The 18107-nt window shown below is 65.5% G+C and carries 19 protein-coding genes; 9 read left to right on the top strand and 10 right to left on the bottom strand.

The genetic code is table 11. The features are described 5' to 3' along the window. Positions 1-61: 61 nt before the first annotated feature. The 3 genes from A5663_RS03640 to A5663_RS03630 all read right to left on the bottom strand — a co-directional run bounded on the left by A5663_RS03640 (position 62) and on the right by A5663_RS03630 (position 2570). Positions 62-562 (bottom strand): hypothetical protein, encoded by a 501-nt coding sequence (locus A5663_RS03640; RefSeq protein WP_068143977.1) that lies wholly within the window; start codon positions 560-562, stop codon positions 62-64. After that, on the bottom strand, positions 559-1176 hold the full coding sequence (locus A5663_RS03635) for a TetR/AcrR family transcriptional regulator (protein ID WP_068143975.1): 618 nt from the start codon (positions 1174-1176) through the stop codon (positions 559-561). Before A5663_RS03635 ends, A5663_RS03640 begins: the two co-directional genes overlap by 4 nt. 113 nt (positions 1177-1289) lie before the next feature. Further along, the gene (locus tag A5663_RS03630) at positions 1290-2570 is read right to left on the bottom strand and encodes a cytochrome P450 (RefSeq protein ID WP_068143974.1); all 1281 of its coding nucleotides are present in this window, start codon (positions 2568-2570) and stop codon (positions 1290-1292) included. 112 nt (positions 2571-2682) lie between these two features. On the opposite strand from A5663_RS03630, the gene A5663_RS03625 reads away from it, so the two are divergent. Both A5663_RS03625 and A5663_RS03620 read left to right on the top strand, forming a co-directional pair. Then, positions 2683-3294, top strand: coding sequence for a TetR/AcrR family transcriptional regulator (locus A5663_RS03625; protein ID WP_068143972.1), 612 nt, complete (start codon positions 2683-2685; stop codon positions 3292-3294). A gap of 123 nt (positions 3295-3417) precedes the next feature. After that, positions 3418-4257 (top strand): mycofactocin-coupled SDR family oxidoreductase, encoded by an 840-nt coding sequence (locus A5663_RS03620; RefSeq protein ID WP_068143970.1) that lies wholly within the window; start codon positions 3418-3420, stop codon positions 4255-4257. Between the two features lie 7 nt (positions 4258-4264). Here A5663_RS03620 and A5663_RS03615 read toward each other — a convergent pair whose 3' ends face one another. From A5663_RS03615 to A5663_RS03585, 7 genes are all read right to left on the bottom strand, one after another. Further along, positions 4265-5413: an acyl-CoA dehydrogenase family protein gene (locus A5663_RS03615; RefSeq protein ID WP_068143968.1), complete on the bottom strand. Its 1149-nt coding sequence runs from the start codon at positions 5411-5413 to the stop codon at positions 4265-4267. An 18-nt stretch (positions 5414-5431) separates the two neighbouring features. Continuing rightward, a complete protein-coding gene (locus A5663_RS03610) occupies positions 5432-6577 on the bottom strand; it encodes a thiolase family protein (protein ID WP_068143966.1) in 1146 nt (381 codons plus the stop codon). Then, on the bottom strand, positions 6570-7376 hold the full coding sequence (locus A5663_RS03605; RefSeq protein ID WP_068143965.1) for an enoyl-CoA hydratase/isomerase family protein: 807 nt from the start codon (positions 7374-7376) through the stop codon (positions 6570-6572). The genes A5663_RS03610 and A5663_RS03605 overlap by 8 nt, the downstream gene beginning before the upstream one ends. Beyond that, on the bottom strand, positions 7373-8590 hold the full coding sequence (locus A5663_RS03600; protein WP_082973913.1) for a CaiB/BaiF CoA-transferase family protein: 1218 nt from the start codon (positions 8588-8590) through the stop codon (positions 7373-7375). The genes A5663_RS03605 and A5663_RS03600 overlap by 4 nt, the downstream gene beginning before the upstream one ends. Continuing rightward, positions 8587-9345, bottom strand: a complete 759-nt coding sequence (locus A5663_RS03595) for an SDR family NAD(P)-dependent oxidoreductase (RefSeq protein WP_068143963.1) — start codon at positions 9343-9345, stop codon at positions 8587-8589. Before A5663_RS03595 ends, A5663_RS03600 begins: the two co-directional genes overlap by 4 nt. A 16-nt stretch (positions 9346-9361) precedes the next feature. Continuing rightward, positions 9362-10528 carry an acyl-CoA dehydrogenase family protein gene (locus A5663_RS03590; protein ID WP_068144096.1) on the bottom strand — a complete coding sequence of 389 codons (1167 nt, stop codon included), beginning with the start codon at positions 10526-10528 and terminating at the stop codon, positions 9362-9364. A gap of 123 nt (positions 10529-10651) precedes the next feature. Then, positions 10652-11947 (bottom strand): amidohydrolase family protein, encoded by a 1296-nt coding sequence (locus A5663_RS03585; RefSeq protein ID WP_068143961.1) that lies wholly within the window; start codon positions 11945-11947, stop codon positions 10652-10654. A 261-nt stretch (positions 11948-12208) separates the two neighbouring features. Here A5663_RS03585 and A5663_RS03580 point away from each other — a divergent pair, with 261 nt between their 5' ends. The 7 genes from A5663_RS03580 to A5663_RS03550 are packed head-to-tail and all read left to right on the top strand — an operon-like array spanning position 12209 to position 18008. Continuing rightward, positions 12209-12736, top strand: coding sequence for a carboxymuconolactone decarboxylase family protein (locus tag A5663_RS03580; protein WP_068144094.1), 528 nt, complete (start codon positions 12209-12211; stop codon positions 12734-12736). A 6-nt stretch (positions 12737-12742) separates the two neighbouring features. Continuing rightward, positions 12743-14083 carry an aromatic ring-hydroxylating dioxygenase subunit alpha gene (locus A5663_RS03575; RefSeq protein WP_068143959.1) on the top strand — a complete coding sequence of 447 codons (1341 nt, stop codon included), beginning with the start codon at positions 12743-12745 and terminating at the stop codon, positions 14081-14083. Beyond that, positions 14076-14405 (top strand): hypothetical protein, encoded by a 330-nt coding sequence (locus tag A5663_RS03570; protein ID WP_068144092.1) that lies wholly within the window; start codon positions 14076-14078, stop codon positions 14403-14405. The genes A5663_RS03575 and A5663_RS03570 overlap by 8 nt, the downstream gene beginning before the upstream one ends. Positions 14406-14439: 34 nt before the next feature. After that, positions 14440-15651, top strand: coding sequence for an amidohydrolase family protein (locus A5663_RS03565; RefSeq protein WP_068143958.1), 1212 nt, complete (start codon positions 14440-14442; stop codon positions 15649-15651). Then, entirely contained in the window at positions 15644-16081 is a 438-nt protein-coding gene (locus tag A5663_RS03560; RefSeq protein ID WP_068143956.1) for a nuclear transport factor 2 family protein, read from the top strand. Before A5663_RS03565 ends, A5663_RS03560 begins: the two co-directional genes overlap by 8 nt. Then, entirely contained in the window at positions 16078-17205 is a 1128-nt protein-coding gene (locus A5663_RS03555) for an acyl-CoA dehydrogenase family protein (RefSeq protein ID WP_068143954.1), read from the top strand. The genes A5663_RS03560 and A5663_RS03555 overlap by 4 nt, the downstream gene beginning before the upstream one ends. 35 nt (positions 17206-17240) lie before the next feature. Further along, positions 17241-18008 carry an acyl-CoA dehydrogenase family protein gene (locus tag A5663_RS03550; RefSeq protein WP_197503282.1) on the top strand — a complete coding sequence of 256 codons (768 nt, stop codon included), beginning with the start codon at positions 17241-17243 and terminating at the stop codon, positions 18006-18008. Positions 18009-18107: the final 99 nt, after the last annotated feature.

Genomic DNA, 18107 nt, shown 5'->3' with positions numbered 1-18107 from the left:
TGCGACCACTGCGAGAAATCGGGCTGAATTCCGCAGCCACCGCACGCTCGGCGCAGTGATGTCAGCTGGCGGGCACCAGGTCCGCGGCGACCGACGCCATCATCCCGCAGCGGAACGTCTCGCAGTAGCCGACCTCGGCGTCAGGATCGTCGGCGGCGGCGAGTGCCTTGGCCTTGAAGGCTCGGGCCGCCGCGCTGAGTGGGTGCTCAACGGAGTCGACGCTGCGGTCGAGTTCGGCGGGCAGCCGTTCACCCCACAGGGTGACTTCGGTTCCGCCTTGCTCCAGGGCGTTGCGCACGTGCTGGAGTACGCGGGTATCGCGGTCGAACATGTTCGCCGCGACGGCCACGGTCTGCGGATGCGGCCGTCCTTCCCAGTCCGAGAGCACCGACTCCAGGTCGAGCGTCTCGGCGCCGAGAATCGTCAGCGGGCGGACGTTCTCGTCCCCGCCGACCAGGACGGTGACGTCCCAGCCTGCCATCACCCGGTCGTAGATCCACCCGCCCGCGAACCTCACCGCGTCCGAAACGCTCGGCGCGACGACATCCAATCGGTACCTCATGTCGAGCTCCGTGGCGCCAGCTCGCGGCCCAGCGACTCGGCGTACCCCTTGAACACCTCGGCCAACTGAATTGAGGGATCGAGCAACCATAGAGTCTCCATTCCATAGGTAAACGCGAGGATTTCCACGGCCTTGGCTGCCGCGTCGACGTCTTTGCGGTACTTGCCGCTCTGCTGGCCGCGCTCGATGATCCCGACGATGATGTCCACCGCGTCGCAGTACCGCTTGACCAGACGGCCGTGCAGGGGCGCATCGGGCGCGATGTTCTCCACCAGCAGCACGGTGAAGGTGCCGATCAGCTCGGGCGCCCGTTCGAAGCGCTCGGGCACCCGCCCGAGTTCGGTGACCAGATCTCCGGAGCGGTAATCGGCGTGGACCGCGTCGTCGGCGTCACGCGCGTCGAGCACCGCGTTGAGGAGCTGCTCTTTGGACTCGAAGTGATGCAGCAGACCTGCCGGCGTGACGCCGGCCTCTTTGGCGATCTGAGCCAGCGAGGTGTTGCGCCACCCGTTGCGCGCGAGCAGGCGCTCGGCCACTGAAAGGATGCGCTGCCTGCGGTCCTCGCCTTTGGCGAGGAGCGTGGCGTAGGGCCTCGCGGACTCTGAGCTGGACACCGAACCCCTTCGTTCAACCAACCTAGTGAACACACAGTAGGTAGGTTTGGCCTCTGTGACAAGCGTCTCAGCGAAAAAGTGTTCAGGCGGCGATCACACCGCAGGTCAGCGGCTCAGCTGGTGGCCGTGAACGAGATGTGGAGCTCCGTGAGCCCGCGCAACAGGAAGGTCGGTTCGTAGGCGTAGTTCCGGTTGCCGACGGCGCCGTGGAAGGACTCGTCGATCGAAATCTCGGACATGCGGTCCAGCAGCCGGCGAATGGTGATCTTGCCTTCGACGCGGGCCAGCGGCGCGCCGGCGCAGGTGTGGATGCCCCGGCCGAACGCGATGTGTTCGCGCACGTTCTTGCGGTCGGGACGGAACTCGTGCGGGCCCTCGAACTTACGCGGGTCCCGATTGGCCGCACCGAGACACAGCATCACGATCGTCCCCGCCGGCAGGTGCACGCCGCCGAGGGTGGTGGTTTTGCGGACCAGCCGGAAGTCCACCTTCGTCGGGGAATGCATGCGCAACGCCTCCTCGATGAAGGCCCCGATCCGCTCTGGGTGCTCGCGCAGCTGCTGCTGATACTCGGGCCTGTCCCCCAGCGTCTGCACCGCGGCGGAAAGCAGCTTGGTGACGGTCTCCTGGCCCGCGGCGAACAGGAACGTCGCCGGCTTGACCACCTCGATCAGCTCCGGCGTCGACCCGTCGGGGTAGTGGGCGGTCGCCATGCCGGACAGCACGTCACCGCGCGGCTCGCGGCGCCGATCGGCGAGATAACCGGCGAACTTGTCGTCGAGATACTGCAGCGGGTCGAGTCCGACCGGCTCACCGTCGAGGGCTCCCACGCGGGTGCCGCCGTCGCGCTCTGCTCCCAGCGCCGCGAGAAATTCCGGCCGGTCCTCGTCAGGCACTCCCAGCAGGTCGATGATCGCCGACGTCGCAAAGGGTTTCGCGTACTCGGAGAGAAACTCGCACCGGCCGTTTGCGATGAACTCGTCGAGTTGGCGGTCGGCCAGCCGCCACATGTAGTCCTCGTTCTCCTGCAGGCGCCGCGGAGTCAACAGCTTGGTCAGGAGTGACCGCGCCCGCTCGTGCGCGGGAGGGTCCATGACGACCATGTGCTCGTGGATCGGGAACAGGTGACGGTGCGCCTCGATCTGCTCGGTGATGTCGTCGCCGTCGGGAACGAACGGCAACGGCGGAAACGGACCGCCGATCGCGTTCACCGCGGAGAACGAGTCATGGTCCTTGAACGCGGCCAGCACTTCCTGATAGCCGGTGACGGCAACCACTCCGTAGTTGGGCTCGCGCAGTACCGGTCCCTGGTTGCGTAGGTGATCCCAGTAGTCGTAGGGATCCTGACTGACCGCCTGGTCCGAGAAGTAGTCCACAGATGCGAGATCGGTCATGCCATCGTCCTTCCGGTCATCATCATCTGATCGATCGACCAAACTGTTAAGATGCGCCATGCTTAGCACGGAACGCGACGGACGGTCAAGCAGTCGAGCGGGAGCGCGCTGAATGCCGGCCTCCCGGAAGGCGACGACGTCCGAAACCGGTGCGCGCCAGCGCTTGATCGACGCGACCGCCAAGGTCATGCGCGACGAGGGCTACGCCGCCGCCACGTCGCGGCGAGTGGCCGCCGAAGCCGGTGTGCGACAGGCGCTGGTCTACTACTACTTCCCCACGATGGACGACCTGTTCGTCGAGGTGCTGCGCGCCGGCGCCGAAGTGTCCCTGGACAACATGCGTAGCGCGCTGACCGACGACGACCCGCTGCAGACGCTGTGGCGGATCAACAGCGATCTGCGCGCGACGGCGCTCAACACCGAGTTCATGGCGCTGGCCAATCACCGCAAGGCGATTCGCGCCGAACTCAAGGCCTATGCGGAGCGGGTGCGCGACATCGAGACCGCGGCGGTCACGGTTGCCTTGCGCGCCAACGGCGTCGACCTCGACGAATTCCCTCCGGTGGCAGTCTCGATGCTGATCGCCCAGATCGCCCGCAGCCTGTGTAACGAGAGCGCGGTCGGCGTCACTCTCGGCCACGACGAGTTGCGCACGTTCATGGGCAACCTGCTGAAATTCCTGGCCGACCCGCTGCGGTCGCCGACGCCGCCGGCCCGGGGTTAGGCGCAGACGCGGAACCGCTATTGACAGCGGAGTCGATCAATGCCACGCTCCTGATCGATCGACCAACTTTTTTTGTCTTTGACAGGTACGTCCGATGGGCGGCCGGAGAATCGAGGTGGGCACATGGGTGGACGAGTCGAGGGCAAGGTCGCGTTCGTGACCGGTGCGGCGCGCGGACAGGGCCGCAGCCATGCCGTGCGCCTGGCCGAGGAGGGCGCCGACATCATCGCTGTCGATGTGTGCAGGCGCATCAGCAGTCAGACCGACATCCCGGCGGCGACGCCCGACGACCTCGCCGAGACCGCCGATCTGGTCAAGAACCTCAATCGCCGCATCGTCACAGCCGAAGTCGACGTACGCGACTATGACGCGCTGAAAGCAGTGGTCGACAGCGGTGTCGAACAGCTGGGTCGGCTGGACGTGATCGTCGCGAATGCCGGTATCGGAAACGGCGGGGCGACGCTCGACAAGACCAGTGAGGACGATTGGCGCGACATGATCGACGTCAATCTCTCCGGTGTCTGGAAGACGGTCAAAGCCGCTGTGCCACACCTGCTCTCCGGCGGACACGGCGGGTCGATCATCCTCACGAGTTCGGTTGGCGGCCTCAAGCCCTATCCGCACACGGGTCACTACATCGCCGCCAAGCACGGGGTCATCGGGCTGATGCGGACGTTCGCGGTCGAGCTGGGTCAGCACTCGATCCGGGTCAACGCCGTCTGCCCGACCAACGTGAACACGCCACTGTTCATGAACGAGGGCACGATGAAGCTGTTCCGTCCCGACCTGGAGAACCCGGGTCCCGACGACCTGGCCGTCGCAGCGCAGTTCATGCATGTGCTGCCCGTCGGATGGGTGGAACCGATCGACATCAGCAACGCCGTGCTCTTCCTCGCCTCCGACGAATCGCGTTATATCACCGGCCTTCCCGTCACCGTCGACGCCGGCAGCATGCTGAAGTAATCGGCAACTACAGGCCGAGCGACTTGGCGATGATCACCTTCATCACCTCGCTGGTTCCGGCGTAGATGCGGGCCACTCGCGCATCGGTGTACAGGCGCGCGATCGGATACTCCATCATGTAGCCGTAGCCACCGAACAACTGCAGGCAGCGGTCGACGACCCGTTGCTGCATCTCTGTGCAGAACAGTTTCACCCGGGCCGCATCGGGCGCCGACAAGTCGCCGCCGACATGCAGGCTCACCGCCCGGTCCAGCATCGCCTGGGCGGCCTCGACCTCGGTCGAGCACGCCGCCAACTCGAACTTCGTGTTCTGGAACGACGCCACCGGCGTGCCGAATGCCTTGCGGCTCTTGGTGTACTCGATTGCCGCGGCGATCGCCGAGCGGGCCTGCGCGACTGATCCCACGGCGACGGTGAGCCGCTCCTGAGGCAGGTTGTGGCCGAGGTATCCGAACGCTTCGCCCTCCTGCCCCAGCACGTTGGCTGATGGCACCCGGACGTCGACGAACGACAACTCGGCGGTGTCCTGAACCTTGCAGCCCATCTTCTCCAGTTCGCGGCCCCGGGTGAAACCAGGCATGCCGTCCTCGACGACGAACAGGGTCAACCCCTTACGCCGGTTGTCCGGGTCGGTCGACGTGCGGGCGACCACGATCACCAGGTCGGCCTGCATGCCTCCGGTGATGAATGTCTTGGCGCCGTTGAGAATCCAATTTTCTCCGTCGCGCACAGCGGTGGTGCGCATGCCCGCGAGGTCGGATCCGGTGCCCGGCTCGGTCATCGCGACCGCGGTCAGCAGCTCACCGGATGCCAGCCCAGGGAACCACCGCTGGCGCTGCTCTTCGTTTGCGTAGTGCAGGAAGTACGGAAGAATCACCTCGAGCTGGGTGCGCACAGTTGACAGCGTGACCAGGGCGCGCGCCGCTTCCTCCTGCAGCACGACGTTGTAGCGGTAGTCCGGGGTGCCGCCTCCCCCGAACTCTTCCGGGATGGGCATCCCAAGCATGCCCAGCGACCCCATCTGCTTGAACACTTCCCGAGGCATGCGTCCGCGCTTCTCCCACTCGGGATAGTGCGGGACCACCTCCTTTTCGACGAAGTCACGGGCCAGTTCCCGAAACGCCTCGTGGTCTTCGGTGAACAGATCTCTTTGCACGCCGGTCCTCTCGTGGCTTCAGGCGATGAGTTCTACCAACGTCGCATTTGCGGTTCCGCCACCCTCGCACATGGTCTGCAGACCGAATCGGATTCCGTTGTCGCGCATGTGGTTCAGCATTCGTGTCATCAGGACGGCGCCGGACGCCCCGAGCGGGTGCCCGAGTGCGATCGCCCCGCCGAGCGGGTTCAGCTTGGCCTCGTCGGCCCCCGTCTCGGCGAGCCAGGCCAGCGGCACGGGGGCGAACGCCTCGTTGACCTCGAACACTCCGACCTCGTCGAGGGCCACTCCGGCCTTGCGCAGCACCTTCTCCGTGGCCGGAATCGGTCCGGTCAGCATCAAGACGGGGTCGGCACCGGTCACCGCGCCCGCGCGGTAGCGGGCAATCGGCCGCAGGCCCAGCGCGACCGCGTTCTCAGCGGTCATCACCAACAACGCAGCCGCGCCATCGGAGATCTGGGACGAGTTGCCCGCATGGATGACGCCGTCGTCCTTGAAGGCGGGTTTGAGACCCGCCAGCTTCTCGACGGTGCTCCCCCGCCGCACCCCTTCGTCGGCGACGACAGGCTCACCTTCGGTGAACACCGGCATGATCTGCGTCTCGAACGCGCCACTGTCCTGTGCCGCTGCGGCGAGTTCGTGCGAGCGCACCGAATACTCGTCGAGCCGGGTCCGCGAGAAGCCCCACTTCTGGGCGATCAGTTCTGCCGAGATGCCTTGGTTGAACGAGAAATCTCCGTAGCGGTCAAGCACTCTCGGGCCGTACGGCATCCCGGTGGCTCTAGCGGAGCCGAGCGGAACTCGGCTCATCACCTCGACGCCGCCGGCGACGACGACGTCCTGCTGCCCCGACATCACCGCGTGTACGGCGAAGTCCAAGGCTTGCTGACTCGACCCACACGCACGGTTGACCGTGGTGCCCGGAATGGTCTCCGGCCAACCCGCGGCGAGCACCGCGTAGCGGCCGATGTTGCTCGACTGGTCGCCGACCTGCGAAACGCAGCCCCACACCACGTCGTCGACGATCTCGGGATCGATGCCGGCACGCTCGACGAGCGCGGTGAGGACGACCGCCGACAGGTCAGCGGCGTGCATCTCCGACAGGCCGCCGTTGCGCTTACCGACCGGCGTCCGTACCGCCTCGACGATCACTGTCTCACGCATTGTCCTTCTCCGATCCGGCCTGCAGAGCCCATCGACCAGTAAAAGCAGCGTCGCGCTTCGCGGCGAACGCCGCGTACGCTTCCGCCGCGTCCGCGGTGGCGAAGTTACCCGGTTGCGCGCGGGCCTCGTTGGCCAGTGCCTCGCGCAATGTCGAGTTCGCGCCGTCGTTGAGCAGAGCCTTGCTCTGAGCGAGCGCGAAGGGCGGGCCGGCCGCCAGCCGCGATGCCAGATCTGCGACGAACGAGTCGATCTCGTCGGTGCTCTTGATCCACGTGACCAGCCCCAGCGACAGCGCTTCCTCGGCATCGATCATGTCGGCCAGCAGCACCAGCCGCTTGGCCTGTTGCAGGCCCACAAGTTTCGGCAGCAGCCACGATCCACCCAGATCGACCGACAGCCCGCGCTTCGAGAAGATCTGGCAGAACCGCGATTCAGGCGTTGCGACGACGAAGTCGCAGCCGAGCGCCAGATTCCAGCCGGCGCCGACGGCGACCCCGGTGACCTTGGCGATCGTGGGCACGGCCAGCTCGTGCAGCGCCAGCGCGACGTCAGTGAGCCTGCGCAGCTTGTGCCGCGGATGGATCTGCTCTCCGGTACCGATGTCTGCGCCCGAGCAGAACGCCCCACCCGCACCGGTGATGACCAGCGCACGTAACTCGGTGTCACGGGCGGCGGCGCGCAGTGAGTCGGCCAGCGCTTCCCACAGCTCGGCGTCGATCGCATTCTTCCGCTCCGGCCGGTTCAGGGTCAGGGTGCGAACGCCGTCGCGGTCGGCGCTCAACAGGACGTCGTCGCTCATGAGTACGCCGGTCCGATCACCCCGTCCGCGCGCAGCCTCGCCAGATCGTCTGCGGTCAAGCCCAATTCACCCAGTACCGCGTCGGTGTGTTCGCCCAGTCCCGGGATCGCACCCATCGGCTGCTCGTAGCCGCTGATCACCGGCGGCGGCCGCAAGGCGCGGATATCACCTCTGGGTGTGTTGACCGTGCGCCACCGATCCCGAGCGGTCAACTGCGGATGCGTGACCACCTCGCTGGGGACGTTATAACGAGAGTTCCCGATCCCGGCGTCGTCGGCGATCTTCTGGATTTCCACCAGATCGTGCTGCGCACACCAGTTTCCGATGGCCTCGTCGAGAACCTCACGATGTGCGCAGCGACCGGGGTTGGTGGCGAAGCGAGCGTCCTCGGCGAGGTCGGGACGGTCGATGATCTCTCGAGCCACCCGCTGCCATTCGCGGTCGTTGGTCGTGCCGAGCACCACCGTCTGCCCGTCACGCGTCGGGAACGCACCATAGGGAGCGACCGCGGGAGAGCCGACCCCGAGCGGCTCCTGGTCGATCCCCGAGTGCTGGGTGTAGGTCAGTTGATAGCCCATCACATCGGTCATCACGTCGAACAGGCTCAACGCCACCGCGGGCGCCGTCTCGGCGTTGCCGTGACCACGGCCGATCAGCAGCGCCAGAATCGAGATCGCCGCGTAGAGGCCGGTGGTGAAGTCGGCCATCGCCGGACCCGGCTTGGCCGGCATACCGGGGTAACCTGTGACCGCGCAGGAACCCGACTCTGCCTGCACCAGAAGGTCATACGCGCGCTTGTGTGAGATCGGCCCACCGGGGCCATAACCGTCGATCTCGACCGGGATGACGTTCGGGTGCCGCGCAGCAAGATCGGCCGGCGCCAGCCCCAACCGTGCGGTGGCTCCCGGCGCGAGGTTCGACACGAACGCGTCAGCGCGATCGAGCAGGCGGTGCAGCAGCTCCATCCCCTCGGGCGCCTTGGTGTTCAGCGTCACCGATTCCTTGCCGCGGTTGCACCACACGAAATGCGCGGCGAGCCCACCGGGCCCGTTCACCACGTCGTCGTAGTGGCGGGCGAAATCGCCGCCGTTCGGATTTTCCACCTTGATGACGCGGGCGCCGAAGTCCGCGAGCACCCGGGTGCACATCGGCGCCGCAACGGCCTGCTCCATCGCGACGACCGTGATCCCGGCCAGTGGCGCAGGGCCGCTCACATCACCATGCCGCCGTCGACCGGCAGCACCTGTCCGGTGACGTACGAGGCGGCGTCCGATGCCATGAACACGAACGCACCCGCGACCTCGGCCGGTTCCGCCCACCGCTTCATCGGTATGCGGTTCATCATGTTGGCCGCGAATTTCTCGTTCGTGCGGATGGTTTCGGTCATCGGCGTCGCGGCGAGCGGGGCCAGCGCGTTGACCGTGATGCTCTTGGTGGCCAGTTCGCGGGCAAGCGATTTGGTGAACCCGATGATGCCCGCTTTGGCCGCGGAGTAGTTGACCTGCCCCAAGGTGCCCGTGAGCCCCGCAGCCGAGGTGACGTTGACGATGCGGCCGGTGCCGTCGGTCGGGATGTGCGGAAGCGCTGCCTGGGTGACGTTGAAGGCGCCCATGACGTGGATGTCGAACAGCAACCGGAACGATTCCTGGCTGGTCTTCTCGAACATCGCCGGCTTCGTCACACCGGCGTTGTTGACGACGATGTGCAGGGCTCCGCCGGCCAGCCCCGCGGCCTGTATCGCAGCGGCGTCGGCGGATTCGCGGTCGGACACATCGAGCGCTGCGGCCTCCGCTCGGCCGCCGCCACTCGAAATTCGTTCGGCGACAGCCGCGGCGGAGTCCTTGTCGAGATCGGTGACCAGCACCGCGGCGCCGGCGTCGGCGAGCGCTTGTGCGACGGCGGATCCGATGCCACCGGCCGCGCCTGTCACCAATGCCGACCGGCCGGACAGGTCGAAATAGTTGACCATCAACAGCTCTCCATCGTCAGTAACTACGAGGCAATCCCAGCACGTGCTCGCCCAGGAAGTTCAGGATCATCTCCTGGCTCACGGGCGCGATCTTCATCAACCGGGACTCGCGGAAGTACCGCGAGACGTGGTACTCCTCGGAATACCCCATGCCGCCGTGCAGCTGCAGGGCGCGGTCGGCGGCACCGAAGCCGGCGTCCGCACACAGGTATTTCGCGGTATTGGCTTCCCGCCCACAGGGTTTGCCGTTGTCATAGAGCCAGGTGGCCTTGCGCAGCACCAACTCGGCGGCGTCAAGCCGAGCCAGCGAGTCGGCGAGCGGGAACTGGAGGCCCTGGTTCATTCCGATGGGCCGGTTGAACACGTGCCGCTCGTTGCCGTACTTGACCGCCTTCTCCAACGCCACGCGGCCGATGCCCAATGCTTCGGCGGCGATCAGCATGCGCTCCGGGTTCAGCCCGTCGAGAATGTATTTGAAGCCTTTGCCTTCGTCGCCGACGCGGTGCTCGACCGGGACCATGAGGTCGTCGATGAACACCTCGTTGGAAGACACCGCGTTGCGGCCCATCTTCTTGATCGGCCGGATGTCGACGTGGTCGCGGTCGAGGTCGGTGAGGAACAGCGTCATGCCGTCGGTCTTCTTGCTGACCTCGTCGAACGGCGTGGTCCGAGTCAGCAGCAGGATCTTCTCGGACTCCAGCGCTTTGGAGATCCAGACTTTGCGGCCGTTGACGCGGTACTTGTCACCCTCACGTTTGGCGAACGTGGTGATGCGCGAAGTATCCAGTCCCGCACCGGGTTCGGTGACACCGAAGCAGACGTGCAGGTCGCCGTCGACGATGCGGGGCAGCGTCGCGGCTTTGAGCTCATCGGAGCCGTGTTTGACGACGGGTTGCATCCCGAAGATGGACAGGTGGATGGCGCTGGCACCGTTCATCGCGGCTCCCGACCGCGAGACCTCCTCCAGCAGCAGCGTCGCCTCGGTGATGCCGAGCCCATGACCGCCGTACTGCTCGGGGATGGTCATGCCCAGCCAGCCACCCTTGGCGATCGCGTCGTAGAACTCCTGCGGAAACTCGTGCGCGAGATCCTTTTCCATCCAGTAGTGGTCGTCGAACTTGCTCGCCAACTCGCGGACGGACTTGCGGATCAGCTCCTGGTCCTCGGTCAGCTCGAAACTCATCCCGCCGGGCACGTGGTTCTCCTCATGGTCATCGCCTCACACGTCGGTGCGCCGGCGCGTGAACGGTCGTCGGCGCACCGGCGCACTTCAGGACGTGCTGCCGGCCGTCGCCGGAAGCGCGCCTCAATCCTTGTTGCCGGTCAGCTCTTTGGCGTTCGCCGCGAAGTCCGCGAAAGTCGCGCCGGTCTTCTCCTTCTTCGACAGGGCCTGGATGGAGACATCATGACCTTCAGCGGCCTTCCGCAGAGCGCCGACCGTGGCCTGTTCGCGGGTGATGTGCGTGAACGGATCCCAGTGATACCAGCGCATCGCGTTCTCGTAGGTCATCTTGTTGATCTCGTCGTCGGGCACGTCGTTGGCCTTGAGCACGTCGTCGAGTTGTTCGGGAGCGCCGGGCCACATCGAATCCGAGTGCGGATAATCGGCTTCCCAGCAGATGTTGTCCACCCCGATCTGATGCCGGGTCGATACGCCGACGGGGTCGGCGATGAAGCAGGTCAGGAAGTGGTCGCGGAACACCTCGCTGGGCAGCTTGCCGCCGAAGTCCTGACCGGTCCACGTCGAGTGCATCTCATAGGTGCGATCGACCCGCTCAAGGAAGTACGGGATCCAGCCGGTGCCGCCCTCGGACAGGGCGATCTTCAGCTCCGGGTACTCCTTGATCGGCCGCGACCACAACAGATCCGCGGCGGCCTGCACGATGTTCATCGGCTGCAGGGTGATCATCACGTCCATCGGCGCATCGGGGGCGGTGATGGCCAACCGGCCCGACGACCCGATGTGCACGTTGAGCACGGTGTCGGTGTCGACGAGCGCGTCCCACATCGGCTTCCAGTGGTCGAAATCGTGGAAGCTGGGATAGCCCATCGCCGAGGGGTTCTCGGTGAACGTCAACGAATGCACACCGCGGGCGGCGTTGCGCCGGATCTCGGCCGCGCACGCCTCGGGGTCCCAGATCACCGGCAGCGTCATCGGGATGAACCGGGCCGGGTACGCCCCGCACCACTCCTCGACATGCCAGTCGTTGTAGGCCTGCACCAACGCCAGCGAGAATTCGCGGTCCTCGGTGGCGAACAGCCGGCCGGCGAACCCGGGAAACGACGGAAAACACATCGAACCCAGAATTCCGCCGGCGTTCATGTCCTTGACCCGCTCGTCGACCTGCCAACACCCGGGGCGGATCTCGTCGAGACCCTGCGGCTCGAGCCCGTACTCCTCCTTCGGCCGCCCGGCGACGGCGTTGAGCGCCACATTCGGAATGACCGTGTCGCGGAACTGCCACGTATCCGAACCGTCCGGGTTGTGCACCAACCGCGGCGCCTCGTCGATGTACTTCTTCGGCAGATGGTTCTTGAACATGTCGGGCGGTTCGACGATGTGATCATCAACGCTGATCAGGATCATCTCGTCCTTGTTCATGCCCGTTCCTTTCGTCGCGTGCCCAGAGGTCGTACAGCGCGGCAGTCCTCGATGTGAGGAAAACTATCTTCTCACCGTACGAGAATCAATGTCCGAAAGCCACCCTATGGCCTCCTGGCAGCAGGATTAGGCTCAACGGAGCCCCGCCGCGCCCATCGGTTACCGCCTCGGACGTTGACCATTCGCGGGAAAGGTGGAAATCTATTGGCGAAATATGAGAACCTGATTCTCATCGCCGAGAGGACACAGGAAGGAGCCGTCTTGCGCCTGCCTCCGCTGCCCGCCGAGGAGTGGGACGACGCCGTCGACAACGCCCTGTCGGGCATGGCACCCGAACGGCGCAATCCCGAACTGGCAGGCAACCTGCTCGCCACGCTCGTCCGCCATCCGAAGCTGACCAGAAACTTCCTGCGATTCAACTTCCACCTGTTGTACGGCTCGACCCTGTCGCCCCGGTTGCGCGAGCTGGCGGTGCTGCGCGTCGCGCACCTGACCAACTGTGAGTACGAGTGGCGTCACCACGTCAACATGGGCCGCGACGAGGGTTTGACCGACGAGGCCATCGAGGCCGTGCAACGCGGCGAGGCCTCCGACGAACTGGACCGCGCCGTGCTGCGCGCGGTCGACGAACTACAGGACCACGCCAACGTCTCCGACGCGACGTGGGCCACCCTGTCCGAACACCTCGAGGAACGTCAGCTGATGGACCTCGTCTTCACTATCGGCTGCTATGGCGCACTGGCCATGGCCATCAACACTTTCGGCGTCGAACCCGATCAGGAGAGGTAAGAAACCGTGGCATTTTTCCCGAAACCAGAAGAGGGCAGCTGGACCGAGCACTGGCCTGAACTCGGCACCGCTCCGGTCAACTATGAGGACTCGATCGATCCCGAGCAATGGAAGCTGGAGCAACAGGCCATCTTCCGCAAGACCTGGCTGCAGATGGGCCGGGTGGAGCTGATCCCCAAGAAGGGCAGCTACATCACCCGTGAGCTGCCGTCGGTCGGCCCGGGCACGTCGATCGTCATCGTCAACGACGGTGACCAGGTCCGCGCCTTCTACAACATGTGCCGCCATCGCGGTAACAAGCTGGTGTGGAATGACTACCCCGGTGAAGAGGTCTCTGGCACCTGCCGCCAGTTCGTCTGCAAGTACCACGCCTGGCGCTACAACCTCAAAGGGGACCTGACCTTCATTCAGCAGGAGCAGGAGTTCTTCGACATCGACAAGGCCGACTACCCGCTCAAGCCCGTGCGCTGCGAGGTGTGGGAAGGATTCATCTTCGTCAACTTCGACGACGACGCGGTCTCGCTCGAGGAATATCTGGGCGAGTTCGGCCAGGGCCTCAAGGGTTATCCGTTCCACGAGATGACCGAGCACTACAGCTATCGCGCGGAGGTCAAGTCCAACTGGAAGCTGTTCATCGACGCATTCGTCGAGTTCTACCACGCACCGATCCTGCACATGAAGCAAGCGGAGAAGGAGGAAGCCGAGAAGCTGGCCAAGTTCGGCTTCGAGGCGCTGCACTACGACATCAAGGGCGACCACTCCATGATCTCGTCCTGGGGTGGCATGAGCCCGCCCAAGGATCTGAAGATGGTCAAGCCCATCGAGCGGATCCTGCACAGCGGCCTGTTCGGTCCGTGGGACCGCCCGGACATCAAGGGCATCCTGCCCGACGAGCTGCCGCCGGCAATCAATCCCGGCCGCCACTCGACCTGGGGACAAGACTCTTTCGAGTTCTTTCCGAACTTCACCCTGCTCTTCTGGGTGCCGGGATGGTATCTGACGTACAACTACTGGCCGACCGGTGTGGACACCCACATCTTCGAGGCCGACCTGTACTTCGTGCCGCCGAAGAACCTGCGCGAACGACTCTCCCAGGAACTGGCCGCGGTGACGTTCAAGGAGTACGCGTTCCAGGACGCCAACACGCTCGAAGCCACGCAGACGCAGATCGGCACCCGCGCCGTACTCGATTTCCCGCTGTGCGATCAGGAAATCCTGCTACGCCACCTGCACCACACCGCGCACAAGTACGTCGACCGGTACAAGGAGTCGCTGGCCAACGGAAACGGGGCCGGGGCGAATGGCGCGGCACACACCAAGAGCGAGAAGGATGCTGCAAATGTCTAAGCTCCCTGAGGAATTCGCGGACCTCGAGCGGTTCAGCGACTGGTGCCTACCCACCGAGGAAGAGCGTTACCAGAAGCGGCTGAACTCCACGATGGAAGAGATGCAGGAACTGTACGACGCGGGCATGGCTAGGCTCGAAGACATCATGGTCTACGTCGACGCCCGCTTCCCACTCAAGGGGATGCCGGACGATGCCAAGGCGCTGGTGCATCTCGGTCAGTCGATCGTCATGGTGAGCTTCCCCGTCGAGGTGTGGAAGCAGCCCCGCGTACTCGACAGCGGCGCCGCGTATATCAATCTCATCAAGGAGCCGGTGGTTTAGCGGTGCAGATGCCCTTCGCGCAAGCGGCTCATCGATGCTGACCCTCAAGGCGGCAGGCCTGCTCGACGTCGACGCCGGCGAGATCGTCCGGCCGGGCGTCGTGCGGGTCGACGACAACCGGATCGTGGGACTGGGTGGCGAACCCGAGGGCGAGATCATCGATCTCGGCGACGCTGTCCTTCTCCCCGGCCTGATGGACATGGAGGTCAACCTGCTCATGGGCGGCCGGGGCGAGAATCCCGGCCTGTCCCAGGTGCAGGACGACCCGCCGACGCGGATGTTGCGCGCCGTCGGCAATGCGCGACGGACCCTGCGCGCAGGCTTCACGACGGTGCGCAACCTCGGACTGTTCGTCAAGACGGGCGGTTACCTGCTCGACGTGGCGCTGGGCAAGGCGATCGACGCCGGCTGGATCGAAGGGCCGCGTGTCATCCCCGCGGGCCACGCCATCACACCGACGGGCGGCCATCTCGACCCGACGATGTTCGCGGCCTTCATGCCCGGCGCGCTCGAATTGACGATCGAGGAGGGCATCGCCAACGGCGTCGACGAGATTCGCAAGGCGGTGCGTTACCAGATCAAGCACGGCGCGCAGCTGATCAAGGTTTGCGTGTCCGGTGGTGTCATGTCATTGACCGGAGAGGCCGGCGCACAACACTATTCGGACGAAGAGCTGCGGGCCATCGTCGACGAGGCGCATCGTCGCGGGATGAAGGTCGCCGCGCACACCCACGGCGCAGAGGCCGTCAAGCACGCGGTCGCGTGCGGTATCGACTGCATCGAACACGGTTTCCTGATGGACGACGAGGCCATCGGAATGCTCGTCGACAACGACCGGTGGCTGGTGACCACCCGCAGGCTGGCCGAAGCGATGGATGTGTCCCGGGCGCCGAAAGAGTTGCAGGACAAGGCCGCCGAGATGTTCCCGAAGGCACGCACCTCGATCAAGGCCGCCTATGAGGCCGGCGTGAAGATCGCGGTCGGCACCGATGCGCCGGCCATCCCGCACGGAAAGAACGCGGACGAACTCGTCACGCTGGTCGACTGGGGAATGCCGCCCGCGGCGGTGCTGCGCGCGGCGACCGTCGTCGCCGCCGACCTCATCGACAAGCCGGACCTCGGCCGCATCGCGGAGGGCTACCTGGCCGACATCATCGCGGTCCCCGGCGATCCACTGGCAGACATCAGCGTTACGCGAAATGTCAACTTTGTAATGAAGGGCGGTAAGGTCTTCAAGAATGACTGAGTCGAAGCGAATCGAGGATCTCGTCGAGATCCAGCAACTGCTCGCCAAGTACGCCGTCACCATCACCCAGGGCGACATCGACGGCCTGGTCTCGGTGTTCACCCCGGACGGCACCTACAGTGCGTTCGGCTCGACTTACACGCTCAACCGTTTTCCCGAACTGGTCGACGCCGCACCCAAGGGCCTGTTCATGACGGGAACGTCGCTCGTGCACCTCGACGAGAACGATCCCGACAAGGCGACCGGCACCCAGCCCCTCTGCTTCATCGAGCACTCCAAGCACGACATGCGAATCGGTTACTACAACGACACCTATGTCCGCACCGACGACGGTTGGCGGCTGAAAACCCGTGCCATGACGTTCATCCGGCGCAGCGGTGACCACGACTCCGGGCGCCCCCACGCGATCGGAAGGCCCGAGGCGGGATGAGCGACTTGTTCGAGCCCGCCGCGTTCCGCGCGGCACTGCAGGCCTGGCTCGACGACAACGATCTGACACCCCCGCCAGGGGACCACTCCCTCGACGCCCACCAAGCGCAGCACCTTCGGGTGCTCAAGGCGCTGTACGACGCCGACTGGATGCGCTACGGCTGGCCGGAGTCGGCGGGTGGCCTGGGCGGCCCGGACATCCTGCGCGCGATCGTCGGCGAAGAGATCGTCGGCCGCGGACTGGACCATCCGGGGCCGTACTCGATGCTCGACGTGCTGACCCCGACCATGATCGATTACGCGCGACCGGAACTGGCCGCCGAGATGGTGCCCAGGCTGCTGTCGGGCCAGGAGTCGTGGTGCCAGGGCTTCTCCGAACCCGGTTCGGGAAGCGACCTGGCCTCGCTGACCACTCGCGCCGAGCCACAGGGCGACAACTGGATAGTCAACGGCCAGAAGGTCTGGACGAGTTTCGCGCAGTACGCCACGCGGTGCATTCTGCTCACCCGCACCGGTGACGCGGGCACTCCCAATCACGAAGCCATCACCGCCTTCTTCGTCGACCTCGACTCTCCCGGAGTCTCGGTGCGGCCGCTACGCACCATGCACGACGTCGACGAGTTCTGCGAGGTCTACTTCGACGACGTCGTGGTGCCCGCCGACCGGATGCTCGGCATGGCCGGTGATGGTTGGAAGCTGGCGATGGATTTGCTGCCGTACGAGCGCTCGACATGCTTCTGGCAGCGGATCGCCTACCTGTACTCGCGGTTCGACGCGCTGATCGAAGAGGTGAAAAGGCAAGGTCAGTCGGTGGACTCGGATCTGGGCGAGGTGTATCTGGCACTGCACACCCTGCGCTGCCGGTCGCGAGCCACCCAACACCGGCTGGGCGACGGCCAGAAACTGGGGACCGACACGTCGATCGACAAGGTGCTGTTGGCTACCGCCGAGCAGCGGCTCTACGACACCGTCCGGGATCTGTTGCCGGGCAGGATAGAACTCGACGACGATGCCTGGCGGACAGAGTTCCTGTATTCGCGCGCCGCGAGCATCTACGGCGGCACCGCGGAGGTGCAGCGCAACATCATCGCTCGTCGCCTGCTCGATCTCGGTAAGGACTGGTGACCGTGGATACCGGATTGGACGCCGAATCGCTGGCGATGCTCGAGGACACGCTGCGCAAGACGATGCTGTCCACCTCCGGCGCTGAGCTGGATGCCGCGCTGGCGGACCTCGGCTGGGCCGAGATGCTCTCGGACATACCAGATCTGGCGATCCCGCTGGTGTTCCGCCTGCTGGGCGAAACGGGTTCGCACGCATCGGTTCTCAACGACGTGCTGCTCGAGACAATCGGCGGCCTTCCCGGCGGGACACCGCCGATGCCGTATGCCGGCGGCGGCTGGGTGGTGTGGGAACGTACCGCCAACGCCGAGCCGACACTCGGTGACCTCCCATTGCGCCGCGTGCCCGACGGTGAGCTGATGCGGATGGGCGAGGCGCGACGGGCGGTCGGCTGGTGGCTGGTCGGTTCGGCCAGGGGGATGCTGGCGCTGGCCCGGCAGCACGCGCTGGACCGAGTGCAGTTCGGCAAGCCGATCGCGTCGTTTCAGGCCGTCCGGCACCGGCTGGCCGAGACGCTGGTGGCGATCGAAGGCGCCGAGGCGACGCTGGGGCTTCCCGGAAGTGAGAGCGCAGACTTGACCGCGATGCTGGCGAAGGCCGCCGCGGGCAAGGCCGCGCTGACCGCGGCCAAGCACTCCCAGCAGGTGCTCGGCGGCATCGGCTTCACCGAGGAGCACGATCTGCACCGACACGTCAAACGGGCCCTCGTGCTCGACGGATTGCTGGGCAGCTCAAGGGAACTCACCCGAAAGGCCGGCGCGGGGCTGCGTGCCCGAGGCTCAGCCCCGAGGCTCGCCGAGCTTTAGCCCTCCTCCCCCCTTCTTTTGCCGCGAGCGTGCGTGTTTGCACACGACACGCCGCGTAAGTTCAGCATTTTGCGCACGCTCACGCCGCGCGAGCGTCAC

Origin of the sequence: Mycobacterium sp. E740 (assembly GCF_001672895.1) — a bacterium.
In the GTDB taxonomy this organism is placed as follows: domain Bacteria; phylum Actinomycetota; class Actinomycetes; order Mycobacteriales; family Mycobacteriaceae; genus Mycobacterium.
This window is presented reverse-complemented; position numbering and strand designations above follow the sequence as displayed.